Below are 14,181 nucleotides of genomic sequence, written 5' to 3'. Positions count from 1 at the left end.
AATTATTCAAAAGAAACTTGAATAAACTAAAAAAACCTTTTGATTTCTCAAAAGGTTTTTAGTCGGGGTGGCAGGATTCGAACCTGCGGCCTCCACGTCCCAAACGTGGCGCGATAACCGGGCTACGCTACACCCCGAATATGATTATCTCTAACCGGGTGCAAATATACATTTTTCTATAATATAGACACTATTTTTTTTAGTAATTTTAAAAAAAATTAACTTTAGTTTACAAAGCAGTCAAACAACACCTGTTTTTCATGCTTAAACCAAATCAACTGCATATAGCTAAACCCTACAATGAAAACTTATAAATCTTTTATTTCCAGTAAAATAACCATCATTGTAATTTTATTTTTCAGCTATACCTCTGGAAATGCGCAGCAAATCATCACCGGACGGATTATTGAAAAAGAAAATGGTACAGCGCTTCAATTCGTCACCATTACAGATCATGAAAACAAAATAGTTTCAACTTCTAATCATTTAGGGTATTTTAAAATCCCAAACTCTGGTGTGTACCGCTTTACAAAAACAGGGTATCAAGCAAAGTCAGAAAATTTAAAATCCGATAATGTCATAATTCAACTGGAATTAAATCCTGATCGATTAAACGAAGTGATTGTGAACGCCTATCAATTGCCTTTAGAACTAAAAAAAGCAAATACCACCATCGATATTATTTCATCTAAAGATTTAGAGCGCAGTAATACCACCTCACCTATCCAGGTATTGAATCGCGTTCCTGGAGTTTTTATGCAATCGGGCGCATTAAACACGAACAAAATTTCCATACGCGGTATTGGTTCTAGAAATTTATACGGGACATCTAAAATACGTGCTTATTTTCAAGACATTCCATTAACGTCCGGTAATGGAGAAACCACCATTGAAGATTTTGAACTCAGTGCCTTGTCCCGATTTGAAATTATAAAAGGCGCCGGTTCTAGCATTTATGGCGCCGGATTGGGTGGCACCGTACATTTAACACCAGAGCACGCTTATCTCAATCAAACTTCAGCTGAAACAGGTATCACAATAGGTTCTTTTGGTTTAGTAAAAAGTGTTTTAAACGTAAACCACGGAACAGATAAAAACAGCTATAAATTAATCCACAGCAACACAGAAAGCGATGGTTACCGCGATAATAATGCATACAACAGGCAAACATTCACGATAAGCACCAATCATTATTTAAGTAACAAAGATGACCTCTCTATTATAGCGAGTTATGTGGACTTGAACGCTTTTATACCTAGTTCCTTAAATGAAGATGCGTATAATAACAATCCAAAATCTGCCGCCTTTACATGGGCACAAGCCCAAGGGTATGAAGATGCACAACGTGGTATATTTGGCGCATCATGGAATCATCAATATCACGACAACCTAAAACAAACCACCAGTATTTTTACATCATTTAAAAAGGCTTATGAACCGAGACCTTTTGATATTCTAACCGAAAACACATCTGCTTACGGATTAAGAAGTCGTTTTTTGGGGCGATGGGGGAAATTTAATTACACACTAGGTGGCGAATTCTTTAAGGACCGCTACATATCCAAAAACTACGAGAACTTATATCAAGAAGCTCCCGAAGAATCCGGCAGTGTTGAAGGCGATAAATTTTCCGATTTCAAAGAAAACAGAACCTATTACAACCTCTTTTTTGAAAGCAACTATCAAGCTTCAGAAAAAACAATGCTATCTTTTGGTTTAAATCTAAACAAGACGTCATACACTCTATCAGACCGTTTTGTTTCAGATGAAAATCCTGATCAATCTGGCGACTATAGTTTTAAAGCCATACTATCTCCTAAATTTGGAATATCGCATCAATTATCAAAACACATCAGTTTATATTCTAATATTAGCCATGGTTTTTCACCACCTTCAACTCAAGAAACCTTGCTTCCCGATGGTTTAATAAATACGGATATAAAACCAGAAACAGGTTGGAATTTCGAACTAGGAACACGAAGTGCTTTTTATAATAATCGCTTACAATTTAACCTCGCTTTATACAGATTAGATGTGCGAAACCTTTTAGTCGCTAGACGAACAGGCAACGACCAATTTATAGGCGTTAATGCAGGCCGAACGCTACACAATGGATTAGAAACCGTTATAAAATACCAATGGGTAACATCTAAAAACATATCGCTACACCAATACATCACGTACTCCTTAAACTATTTTAAATTTAAAGATTTTGAAGATGATGGAAATAATTTTTCGGGGAATAAACTAACTGGTGTGCCATCTAACCTATTAAACACAGGTTTAGATTTAGATACTGCGTTCGGTCTTTATACTACCGTAAATTACCAATATGTAGGGCGCATACCAATGACGGATGCCAACACACTATTTTCCGACCGATACAGTGTAACGAACATAAAATTGGGATTTAAGCACAACCTAAATAACAACCTAAAGTTGAGTACCTATTTTGGTTTGGATAACGTTTTTAATACGCATTACGCCTCGCAAATACTTATTAATGCCACAGGTTTTGGTGGTGCCGCGCCAAGATATTATTATCCAGGGCAACCGTTAAATTATTACGCTGGAGTCAACTTAAGTTATAAGTTTTAACTAAATTTATAAAAAAAACGAAAAAATGAAACATTTTCATATACTATTTACCATACTCGCCCTTTCGTTAAGTGCTTGTGCGCAACAAAGCGAATCTAAAGTAAAGGCCGAACCGCCTATAGCTTTAAATTATACTACGGAAGTTGTTGTTCCCGATTTAAGCATTCCTTGGGGCATGGTTTTTTTACCAGATGGTAGCATGCTAATTACAGAAAAAGCAGGTAAACTTATTCATTTTAAAAACGGAACAAAAACAAATATTTCAGGCTTACCAGAAGTGTATCTTCGTGGTCAAGGTGGTTTATTAGATATTGAAATTCATCCCGATTATGCACACAATGGTTGGATTTATATAACATACGCTTCCGCGGAAGGTGAAGGCGATGGTGGTAATACCGCCCTTATGCGTGGCAAATTAAAAAATAACGCCTTTGTTGAAAAACAACTATTATATAAAGCCGGACCAAACACGAAAAAAGGACAACATTTTGGTTCTAGAATTGAATTTGATAATGATGGTTACCTTTATTTCTCTATTGGTGAACGTGGTAATCGTGACGAAAACCCACAAGATATTACACGCGACTGTGGTAAAATATACCGACTTAATAACGACGGTAGCATACCTACAGACAATCCGTTTGTAAATACACCTAATGCTAAAACTGCCATTTATAGCTACGGACATCGTAATCCACAAGGCATGGCAATCCATCCGGAAACTGGAGCTATTTGGGTAAATGAGCATGGACCAAAAGGTGGCGATGAAATTAATATTATAGCAAAAGGCAAAAATTACGGTTGGCCCGTAATCTCGTATGGTGTAAATTATAGTGGTACGGCCTTTACAGAAATCACCGAAAAAGAAGGCATGGAACAGCCGTTATTTTATTGGGTGCCTTCTATCGCGCCAAGCGGTATGGCCTTTGTTACTTCAGATAAATATCCAGATTGGAAAAATAATATATTAGTTGGCTCTCTAAAATTTCAATATTTAGAGCGTTTAGTGCTCGAGAATAACAAAGTTGTAAAACGCGAAGAATTGTTTAAAGATATTGGCCGTGTACGTAACGTTATTCAAGGACCAGATGGTTATATTTATGTAGCCGCAGAAGGCACTGGCATTGTTAAAATTATTCCGAATAAATAAAATTTAAATTATGAAATTAATTGCATGTTGCTTTTTAATTTGCTGTTCGCTATACAGCATAATTCCGACTAAACCGAATTACACACAAACCGACCCACTAAAAGAAAGTATTGTTCGTGGTCGTGAAATCTATAACGATTTCTGTATGTCTTGCCATTTACCTAGCGGAAAAGGTGTAGAAAAAGTGTATCCGCCATTGGCAAAATCCGATTATTTACAAACAGAACGTATTGCGAGTATAAAAGCTATAAAATTTGGACTCACAGGACGCATAGTTGTAAACGATAAAATATACAACGGCACCATGATGCCATTAGGTTTAAGTGATGATGAGGTAGCCGATGTTATGAATTACATTACCAATGCTTGGGGTAACAAAAACGACAAAATAATTACGGAAGACGAAGTTGCAAAAATTAAAAAATAAAGATTACTTAAACCTTTACAATTAATTAACTTTGCAAAAAACAAAAACACATGCTAATTATAGGAATTGCAGGCGGTACAGGCTGCGGAAAAACAACGGTTGTTAATCAAATTCTACACGAATTGCCAGAAGGTGAAGTGGGTATCATCTCGCAAGATTCTTATTATAACGACAACTCACACTTATCTTACAATGAGCGTGGTAATATAAATTTCGATCATCCAAGGTCTATCGATTTCGATTTATTAGCAACACATTTAAAAGCACTAAAAAAAGGCAAAAACATACACCAACCTGTGTATTCTTTTGTAAAACATAACAGAACGGGCGATACTATTTTAACTCACCCGAGAAAAGTAATGATTGTTGAAGGTATATTAATACTAACAAACCCAGAACTTCGTGATATGTTTGATATTAAAATATTTGTACATGCCGATACAGACGAGCGTTTAATTAGACGTTTAAAACGTGACATTAGCGAACGTGGCCGTGATATAAACGAGGTTTTAACACGTTACCAAACCACGCTAAAACCCATGCACGACCAATTTATTGAGCCTATGAAAGAATATGCAGATATTATTATACCAAACAATAAATACAATACCGTTGCAGTAAATATTGTGCGTACTATTATTAACGACAGACTCTAAATGGCGAAATTCAATAAAAACACAAGCAAATATTTAAAACCTTTCAAAAATTGGTTTATCTTGATATTTGCTGGTTTCCTGATTTGGATGATTTTTTTCGATGCGAATTCTTGGCTTATTCATCACGAATTAAACACGGATATTGAAGCTCTAGAAAATGAAAAGGAATATTATCAACGAGAAATTGAAAACGATAATAAAGCCATTAAAAAGTTAAGTTCGGAAGATGGTTTAGAGAAATTTGCCCGCGAAGAATACTTCATGAGACGAGAAAATGAAGACATTTATATTATTGAATATGAAGATAGCTTAAAAGTAAAAAAAAATGAATAAAGGTTTGTTTGATGGTTTCGATTCGGTTTCAACTAAACAGTGGAAACAAAAAATTCAGTTCGATTTAAATGGAGCTGATTTTAACGATACCCTTATCTGGAACTCAAACGAAGATATTGCCGTAAAACCATTTTATAACGCAGACGACTTAAAAAAGCACACACCTTCAACCTCTAATATTTCTACCTGGAAAATTGGGCAAACCATATTTGTTGCTCATACTGAAAAATCGAATTTAAAAGCTGTAGATGCCATTAAACGTGGAGCAGAACATATTCATTTCATTATTCCTTCCGAAGAAAATATTTCAATAGAACATTTAATTAAAAACATTGATACCGATAGTATTTCTATTCATTTAGAATTACAATTTTTATCAGTAAATTTCATAAAAAGCATACACACCCTTCCGGGGAAAAAGAACATCAGTATTGCCGTTGATATTATTGGAAACCTTGTAAAAACAGGGAATTGGTTTAATAACTTAACTGATGATTTTTCGAAGTTTGAAACCAGTTTTCAGTCTTCTAACTCAATAAACATCAACACTAGTCTGTATCAAAATGCAGGCGCAAATATGGTTCAGCAATTGGCCTACGCCCTAGCCCACGCCAATGAATATCTCAATCATTTAAAACTAAACCCAGAGTCTTCAGCATCTATCCAAACCATTTTCACAGTTTCGATAGGTTCTAATTACTTCTTCGAGATTGCAAAACTTAGAGCGCTTAGGCTACTTTGGAGCACGTTAGCTTCAGAATACAACATTAACACCGATTGCTATATTAATGCAGTTCCAACAAAACGCAATAAAACACTATACGATTACAACACCAATATGCTACGCACAACCACCGAGTGTATGAGTGCGATTTTAGGTGGCGCAAATAATGTATGTAATTTACCTTACGATGCCATTTACCATAAAGACAACGAATTTGGCGAACGTATTGCCAGAAACCAACTGCTTATTTTAAAGCATGAAAGCGCGTTTGATAAAGTTAAAAATGCTGCCGATGGTGCGTATTACATAGAATCGCTAATCGAGCAATTAGCAGAAAAAGCATTAGAATTATTTAAAGATATTGAACGTAATGGCGGGTTTTTAAATCAGTTAAAGTCAGGCACCATTCAACGTAAAATAAAAGAAAACGCGACCAAAGAACAAGAGCAATTTAACAGTGGTGAACGTATTTTATTAGGCACAAATAAACATAGTAACCCAAACGATAAAATGGCAGAACAATTGCAGATTTATCCTTTTGTAAAAATTAACAAAAGAAAAACTTTAATTGTTCCCATTATAGAAAAACGAATAGCAGAACAAATAGAACAAACCAGATTAAAAAATGAAAAACAAAATGAAATCGACAATTAACTTTATTTTATTTTTAGGAGCTTTAACTGTAGTAAGCTGTAAAAAAGAAAACACGTTTAACGATTACAAATTTTCAGAAAAAGGCAGCATTATTACTTGCGATAACCAAAACACGGCCTTAATAAACGAAGCTTTATTTAGCTTTGAAGCGGATATTGCAGCATTTTATGCGCAAAACGGACAAGAGAATGTACCTAATGCCTATGGGCAGTTTCTTAGAGCGGCAAGCATGAACCGTATTAAATACGAAGACATGGTTTCGCCACATACCGTAAAAGTTTTTGAAGCTTTAAAAAATGAAAATGATCTTTGGGATGCTAATAACCCTAACAGTCATTTAAACTATAAAGGCGATTTACTCGAATGTATTTCGAGCAACCTAAAAGATAAAAAACTAAAAACAACTTATGATGCTTTGGTCGCTACTAATAGCATGAAACCAGAATTATTTGGAACGCCATTAGCTAGAAATTACAGAGCAGCAGCATCGGATAAAAATTTAGCCGCTTATATTGCATTAGACTTATATTACGCTAAACTTTTTGGTATCGATTTATCGAATGTAAAAGAAAAAACTGTTGTTGAACAAAAAGTAGATTTCAATAAAAGACCAACAAAATAAGCATATACCTTGAGAAAAAACCTTCAACATATCACTTTAAAGGCAAAAACTGAAAGCTCTAATTTGGATGTCGATAAACAAGAATCGTTTATCACTTCCGAAGGCATTCCGTTTAAACCTACTTATTCTAAAGTCGATCTAGAAGGTTTAGAACATCTCGATTTTGCTGCAGGAATCCCGCCTTATTTACGCGGTCCATACAGCACTATGTATGCAAAAAGACCTTGGACTATTAGGCAATATGCAGGTTTTTCTACAGCTGAAGACAGTAATGCGTTTTACAAACGTAATTTAAAAGCTGGACAAAAAGGACTTTCGGTAGCTTTTGATTTAGCTACGCATCGTGGTTACGATTCCGATCATGAACGGGTTGTTGGTGATGTTGGAAAAGCGGGTGTTGCCATAGATTCGGTAGAAGATATGAAAATACTTTTCGACCAAATTCCGCTCGATAAAATTTCGGTTTCTATGACCATGAATGGCGCTGTTTTACCCATTATGGCCTTTTATATTGTGGCTGCAGAAGAACAAGGCGTAACACCAAATCTATTAGCAGGCACAATCCAAAACGATATTTTAAAGGAGTTTATGGTGCGTAACACCTATATCTATCCTCCAAAACCATCGATGCAGATTATTTCGGATATTTTTGAATATTCGAGCAAGCACATGCCTAAATTTAATAGTATTAGCATTTCCGGCTACCACATGCAAGAAGCTGGTGCTACCTGCGATATTGAACTGGCTTACACTTTAGCCGATGGTTTAGAATACATTAGAAAAGGTCTAGATGCAGGCTTAGATATTGATACGTTTGCACCGAGATTATCCTTTTTTTGGGGAATTGGTATGAATCATTTTATGGAAATTGCTAAAATGCGTGCCGCTCGTATATTGTGGGCCAAATTAGTAAAGCAATTCAGTCCTAAAAATCCAAAATCATTATCATTACGGACACATTGTCAAACATCAGGTTGGAGTTTAACCGAACAAGATCCATTTAACAATGTCGCTAGAACAACTATTGAAGCTACCGCTGCAGTATTTGGAGGTACGCAAAGTTTGCACACCAATGCTTTAGATGAAGCTATTGCGCTACCAACCGATTTCTCGGCACGTATTGCAAGAAACACGCAAATCTATTTACAAGCAGAAACACAAATTACAAAAACGGTAGACCCTTGGGCTGGCAGTTATTTTATTGAAAAGTTAACCGCCGATATCACAGAAAAAGCATGGACTTTAATTGAAGAAGTTGAAGCGCTTGGCGGCATGACAAAAGCCATTGAAGCGGGAATACCTAAACTTAGAATAGAAGAAGCTGCTGCTAGAAAACAAGCTAAAATAGATTCTAACCAAGATATTATTGTTGGTGTAAACCAATATGTTTTAGAGGAAGAAGCTCCAATTTCTACGCTAGAAGTCGATAATGAATCGGTTAGAAATTCTCAAATTGAACGCTTAAATACTATAAAGTCGAGCAGAAATTCTGAAAAAGTAAAAATAGCTTTAGAAAATTTATCTGAAGCGGCACGTACAGGAGAAAATAATTTATTAGCTTTAGCTATTGAAGCTGCAAGAGAACGCGCAACTTTAGGTGAAATTAGTGATGCTCTAGAAGTTCAATTCGGACGCTATAGAGCACAAACCAAATCTTTTTCTGGTGTGTATAGTAAAGCAATAAAAGACGATAAATCCTTTAAGAAAGCTCAAGAATTAGCCGATATTTTTGCTGAGCAAGATGGAAGACGCCCAAGAATTATGATTGCCAAAATGGGGCAAGATGGTCATGATCGTGGTGCTAAAGTTATAGCAACTAGCTATGCTGATATTGGTTTCGATGTAGATATTGGTCCGTTATTTCAAACACCCGCAGAAGTTGCTAAACAAGCCGTTGAAAACGATGTGCACATTTTAGGCGTATCTTCTTTAGCTGCCGGGCATAAAACCTTAGTACCACAAGTTATTGAAGCTCTAAAAAGCTATAATCGTGACGACATTATGGTTATTGTTGGCGGTGTAATACCGAAACAGGATTATCAATTTTTATTTGATGCTGGTGCTATTGCTGTTTTTGGCCCAGGAACAAAAATTAGCGAAACAGCGATAAGAATTTTGGAGATTTTAATTGATTAAAATTTAACCCAAAAACTTCAATAACATGATTGCAAATACTATTGATGAGGTTATTGAACAATTAGAATACATCATTCAAGATTCTATTGTAGAAGAAAGCACACTTGGTTATTTTGCGGCTCTATATCAAAAAGTAACGATTACCGTAAAAAACAAATTAGGCACAAATTATTTCGATGATGATATACGCATGGAGAAATTAGATGTCATTTTCGCAAATCGCTATCTAACCGCTTATGCCAATTACAAAGAAGGCAAACCTGTTTCTAAATCTTGGTTATCGGCCTTCACAACGGCAACGCAATGGCGCCCAATAGTATTGCAACATTTACTTTTAGGAATGAATGCACATATTAATTTAGACCTTGGTATCGCTGCGGCGGAAATAACAAATCCAACTACAATCAGTGATTTACAGGCCGATTTCAACAAAATTAACACCATTTTAAGTGCACTAGTTGCTGAGGTTCTAGACGATTTGTCTCAAATTTGGCCTACACTAATAAAAATATTAAAATTCACGAATAAGGTGGACGATTTTTTAATAAACTTTAGCATGACTGTAGCTAGAGATGGCGCTTGGACATTTGCCAATGCTTTAGTAAACCAACCTAATGTATTTTCGAAAGATCAGGCTATACTGCAACGCGACTTAGACATTACTGAGTTTTCAAAAACCATTACAAATCATAAATTCACAGTAAAAATGATACTTTTGGCCGCCAGAATTGGCGAACGTGGAAACGTTTCTGATAAAATTAAAACGCTGCTATAAATAGAGCATAAAAAAAGAACGACTAGCGTTCTTTATTCTTTAACATCTTTAAATACATGTTTTCTACTTTTGTACGTGCCCATGGCATTCTACGTAAAAACTTTAAACTCGATTTAACTGATGGTTTATCGGTAAAGCATTTAATTTTTATATTATAGCCCATATATTCCCAACCATAATGTTCTACCAAATCATTAATAATTTGTTCTAACTTTATACCATGTAACGGGTTATTTGGTTGCGATTCCATGTACTAATGCTTTTATTTTAACTGCTTTTTCAAAATGATCCAGTTTATGGGTTTCAATCCACCAAGTAGCGGCTTCCATTAATAATTCTGGATTATCATTCTTATTTTTAAAAAACGCATAAAAGGAAACACCAACGGCGTTTCCTTTTGCTGCTATCTTTTTATCGCAAACTTCAATAATTTTATCTTTTAAAACTTGCTGCATCATTTAATTACGTCTATCTGTATTACGTTTTGGACGTCTAGAATTGCTGCTTTTATTAGAACTTTTACTAGAGTTTCCAGATTTATTAGATGCTGGTCTAGAATTTCTATTTTGACGACCTTGCCCTTGTTTAATAGGTTGTGTAGAAGCATTTGGGTCAGGTTCAAAACCTTCCAATACTTCAACAGGAAGCTTATTACCAATAAGTTTCTCGATGTCTCTTAAAAACGTAGTTTCATCTGCACTAACAAGCGATAAAGCAACACCATTGGCTCCTGCTCTACCCGTTCTACCAATTCTATGTACGTAATCTTCTGGAATGTTAGGAATTTCAAAATTGATAACATGTGGTAATAACGGAATGTCCAATCCACGTGCAGCAATATCAGTGGCCACTAACACACGAATGCGTCCGCTTTTAAAACCTGCCAATGCTTTTGTACGTGCACCTTGACTTTTATTTCCATGAATGGCCGCAGCAGAAATACCTGCTTTATCCAATTTTTCACAAAGTTTGTTCGAGCCGTGTTTTGTACGCGCAAAAACTAAAACTTGTTTCCAATTTCCATCAGAAATTAATTTTATAATTAAAGGTGTTTTTAAACCTTTAGCCACACGATATACTTTTTGAGTAATCGCCTCTACAGCGGTATTCTCCGGAGTGGCTTCAACCTGAACCGGATGATTTAAAATACCATGAGCCAACTTTTTAATATCTTTAGAAAACGTAGCCGAGAACATTAAATTCTGACGTTTTTCTGGCATCGATTTAATAATACGTTCAATATCGCGTAAAAACCCCATATCTAGCATACGGTCCGCTTCATCTAAAACAAAAATCTCCACACGCTTAAGTGATAGTAATCCTTGATTTTGTAAATCTAATAAACGTCCCGGAGTCGCTACTAAAACATCAATACCTTGACGAAGTGTTGCTACCTGTGGTTTCTGGTTTACACCACCAAAAATAACGGCACTACGTAAATTTAAAAACTCACTATATTCTCTAACATTAGCATAAACCTGAGCCGCTAATTCACGCGTTGGCGTTAAAATTAGGGCACGTATTGGTCTATACTTTTCTTTCGGATTTTCCGATAAAATATGTAAAAGTGGTAATGTAAAACCTGCTGTTTTCCCTGTTCCTGTTTGTGCCGAAGCTAAAACATCGTGACCTTCCAAAACTGGAGGAATCGCTTTTTCTTGAATTGGACTTGGGGTAGTGTATCCTTTTTTGCTAATTGCTTTTAGCAAGGCTTCGGATAAGCCTAAAGATTGAAATGACATATAAATTGTTTAGAAAGCTCTTTTTGCGAGCCGTTGAGATGACAATTTATGTAGTAAACACCATCTCCTTTTTATTAAGCCGCAAAGGTACACTTATTTTTTTCGTTGTTAGTTTATTTCTTTTTTTTAAACCAAAACGAGTAACTTCGTAATAAATTATCAAAACATTAAATTTTATATGAAAAAGGCCCTACTACTATTAGGATGCGTAATACTTTTATTTTCAAGCTGCCAAAAAGCAAAAAAACAAACCCCTTTAATGACTTATATTGAAGAACCACACTCGTTCGCCAAACCAAATGAAGCGGTTATCACACATTTAGATTTAGATATAAAAGTCGATTTCGATACAGAAATTATTTCGGGAACAGCCTCTTATTTAATTAACAATAACGATGCATCGGAAATTATTCTTGACTCAAAATTCTTAGAGATTGAAAAGGTACAAGCCGATGGCACAGACACTAATTTCGAATTAGGAGCTTTTGATTCTCAATTAGGAACCCCTTTAAAAATAGCAATAAAACCAGAGACTAAACGTATTACTGTTTTCTACAAAACCACAGACAAAACGGAAGCATTACAATGGTTAAAACCTCAGCAAACAGCCGATAAAGAACAGCCATTTCTATTTACGCAAGGTCAAGCGATTTTAACTAGAACCTGGATCCCGATACAAGATAGTCCACAAATTAGAGTAACATACAACGCAAAAGTAGCCGTGCCAGAACAACTTATGGCGGTTATGAGTGCCGAAAACCCTAAAACAAAAACTGCAGATGGTGTTTACAACTTTAAAATGGCTCAACCTATTTCACCATATTTAATAGCCATTGCCGTTGGAGATATAGCTTATAAACCAATAAGTAGCAGAACTGGTGTTTATGCTGAAAAATCGATGCTAGATAAAGCACATTTTGAATTTTCGGATATGGAAAACATGGTTGCTTCTGCAGAAAAACTATATGGTAAATATGCTTGGGAACAATTTGATGTTATTGTGTTGCCACCAAGTTTCCCATTTGGAGGTATGGAAAATCCACGTTTAACTTTTGCTACACCAACAGTAATTGCTGGCGATAAAAGTTTAACCTCACTTATTGCACACGAATTGGCGCATTCTTGGTCTGGAAACTTAGTAACCAATGCCACTTGGGATGATTTTTGGCTTAACGAAGGTTTCACTGTTTACTTTGAAATGCGTATCATGGAAGCGCTTTACGGAAAAGATCGCGCTAATATGTTGGCGAGAATAGGTCGACAAGATTTAGAAGAAGAACTAGAAGGTTTAAAAGATTCACCGAATGATACCAAACTAAAACTTGACCTTAACGGAAGAAACCCTGACGACGGCATGAACAGTATTGCTTATGATAAAGGGTACCTCTTTTTAAGAACTTTAGAAGAAACGGTTGGTCGTGAAAAATTTGATGTATTCTTGAAAAATTATTTTGAATCTCACGCATTTTCAACTACCAATACTGAAAAATTTATCAAATATTTAAATGAAAATCTATTAGAAAAAAATGGAGTAACGTTTAACACGGAAGAATGGATTTACCAACCAGGTATTCCTGAAAACCAAGCCATTATTGTTTCTGATAAATTTGAACAAGTTGAAAGTATAGTCCAAGATTTTGTTAAAACAAACAACATCGATCAGGAAAAAACAAATAATTGGACGCCTCAAGAGTGGGTGCATTTTGTTCGTAACTTCCCTGAAGACATGAGTACTGAACAAATGCAATTACTCGATGACACGTTCAATTTAACCAACTCCAACAACTCTTACATTGCTATGGTTTGGTACGAGCAAGCTATCAATCATGATTATCATGGTAATAATGTAGATGAAAAGATTGAAACTTTTTTAACTGAAGTTGGTCGCCGTTGGTATGTTTCAACTATTTACAAAGCTTTTAAAAGAAATGATAAAACAGATGATGCATTAGTAATTTATAAAAAAGCTCGTGAAAATTATCATTCAGTAACTGTTAACACTATTGATGATATGTTGGGTTTTGTTTCTGAATAACACTCTCAAGTCATATCGACGTGAGGAGATATCACATAACAGTAAACTGAAAAACGTGTGTGATGTCTCCATGTGTCGACATGACCAACATGTAAAATTTTCAAAATAAAACCAACCTAAAAACAAAAGCCTCAAGTCATATCGACGTGAGGAGATATCGCATAACAGTGAACTAAAAAACGTGTGTGATGTCTCCATGTGTCGACATGACCAACATGTAAAATTTTCAAAATAAAACCAACCTAAAAACAAAAGCCTCAAGTCATATCGACGTGAGAAGGTATCACATAACAGTGATCTGAAAAACGTGTGTGATGTCTCCATGCGTC

General features: G+C 35.5%; 13 protein-coding genes and 1 tRNA gene. 10 read left to right on the top strand and 4 right to left on the bottom strand.

All coding sequences use genetic code 11. The annotated features are described in order from the left end of the window. Positions 1 to 62: 62 nt before the first annotated feature. A tRNA-Pro gene (locus V6246_RS17595) sits at positions 63 to 137 on the bottom strand. A gap of 163 nt (positions 138 to 300) precedes the next feature. Here V6246_RS17595 and V6246_RS17590 point away from each other — a divergent pair. The 9 genes from V6246_RS17590 to V6246_RS17550 are packed head-to-tail and all read left to right on the top strand — an operon-like array spanning position 301 to position 10,075. Continuing rightward, entirely contained in the window at positions 301 to 2,598 is a 2,298-nt protein-coding gene (locus V6246_RS17590; RefSeq protein ID WP_341561758.1) for a TonB-dependent receptor domain-containing protein, read from the top strand. A 25-nt stretch (positions 2,599 to 2,623) separates the two neighbouring features. Further along, positions 2,624 to 3,748: a PQQ-dependent sugar dehydrogenase gene (locus V6246_RS17585; RefSeq protein ID WP_341561757.1), complete on the top strand. Its 1,125-nt coding sequence runs from the start codon at positions 2,624 to 2,626 to the stop codon at positions 3,746 to 3,748. A 10-nt stretch (positions 3,749 to 3,758) separates the two neighbouring features. Beyond that, on the top strand, positions 3,759 to 4,175 hold the full coding sequence (locus V6246_RS17580; RefSeq protein ID WP_162857680.1) for a c-type cytochrome: 417 nt from the start codon (positions 3,759 to 3,761) through the stop codon (positions 4,173 to 4,175). Positions 4,176 to 4,225: 50 nt separating this feature from the next. Continuing rightward, positions 4,226 to 4,831 (top strand): uridine kinase, encoded by a 606-nt coding sequence (gene udk, locus V6246_RS17575; protein WP_042497892.1) that lies wholly within the window; start codon positions 4,226 to 4,228, stop codon positions 4,829 to 4,831. After that, positions 4,832 to 5,164 carry an FtsB family cell division protein gene (locus tag V6246_RS17570; protein ID WP_341561756.1) on the top strand — a complete coding sequence of 111 codons (333 nt, stop codon included), beginning with the start codon at positions 4,832 to 4,834 and terminating at the stop codon, positions 5,162 to 5,164. Then, positions 5,157 to 6,542 (top strand): methylmalonyl-CoA mutase subunit beta, encoded by a 1,386-nt coding sequence (locus V6246_RS17565; protein WP_341561755.1) that lies wholly within the window; start codon positions 5,157 to 5,159, stop codon positions 6,540 to 6,542. The genes V6246_RS17570 and V6246_RS17565 overlap by 8 nt, the downstream gene beginning before the upstream one ends. After that, on the top strand, positions 6,526 to 7,164 hold the full coding sequence (locus V6246_RS17560; protein WP_341561754.1) for a hypothetical protein: 639 nt from the start codon (positions 6,526 to 6,528) through the stop codon (positions 7,162 to 7,164). The genes V6246_RS17565 and V6246_RS17560 overlap by 17 nt, the downstream gene beginning before the upstream one ends. Before the next feature lie 9 nt (positions 7,165 to 7,173). Further along, the gene (gene scpA, locus V6246_RS17555) at positions 7,174 to 9,300 is read left to right on the top strand and encodes a methylmalonyl-CoA mutase (protein ID WP_341561753.1); all 2,127 of its coding nucleotides are present in this window, start codon (positions 7,174 to 7,176) and stop codon (positions 9,298 to 9,300) included. 25 nt (positions 9,301 to 9,325) lie between these two features. Beyond that, complete coding sequence (locus tag V6246_RS17550; RefSeq protein WP_341561752.1) at positions 9,326 to 10,075, top strand: DUF5995 family protein; 750 nt, start codon at positions 9,326 to 9,328, stop codon at positions 10,073 to 10,075. Between the two features lie 22 nt (positions 10,076 to 10,097). Here V6246_RS17550 and V6246_RS17545 read toward each other — a convergent pair whose 3' ends face one another. Genes V6246_RS17545 through V6246_RS17535 form a run of 3 tightly spaced genes read right to left on the bottom strand, consistent with a single transcriptional unit; the run spans position 10,098 to position 11,817 of the window. Continuing rightward, a complete protein-coding gene (locus V6246_RS17545) occupies positions 10,098 to 10,325 on the bottom strand; it encodes a VF530 family protein (RefSeq protein WP_159018166.1) in 228 nt (75 codons plus the stop codon). Continuing rightward, positions 10,306 to 10,530: a DUF6500 family protein gene (locus tag V6246_RS17540; RefSeq protein ID WP_341561790.1), complete on the bottom strand. Its 225-nt coding sequence runs from the start codon at positions 10,528 to 10,530 to the stop codon at positions 10,306 to 10,308. Before V6246_RS17540 ends, V6246_RS17545 begins: the two co-directional genes overlap by 20 nt. A gap of 3 nt (positions 10,531 to 10,533) precedes the next feature. Then, a complete protein-coding gene (locus V6246_RS17535; protein ID WP_341561751.1) occupies positions 10,534 to 11,817 on the bottom strand; it encodes a DEAD/DEAH box helicase in 1,284 nt (427 codons plus the stop codon). 259 nt (positions 11,818 to 12,076) lie between these two features. Between V6246_RS17535 and V6246_RS17530 the strand changes: the two genes are divergently transcribed. Beyond that, complete coding sequence (locus V6246_RS17530; protein ID WP_341561750.1) at positions 12,077 to 13,852, top strand: M1 family metallopeptidase; 1,776 nt, start codon at positions 12,077 to 12,079, stop codon at positions 13,850 to 13,852. Positions 13,853 to 14,181 lie beyond the last annotated feature (329 nt).

The sequence above is a fragment of the Algibacter sp. TI.3.09 genome, assembly GCF_038154905.1.
In the GTDB taxonomy this organism is placed as follows: Bacteria; Bacteroidota; Bacteroidia; order Flavobacteriales; family Flavobacteriaceae; genus Algibacter.
The sequence above is the reverse complement of the archived record's forward strand: the minus strand, read 5'-3'. Positions and strand labels throughout refer to the sequence as shown.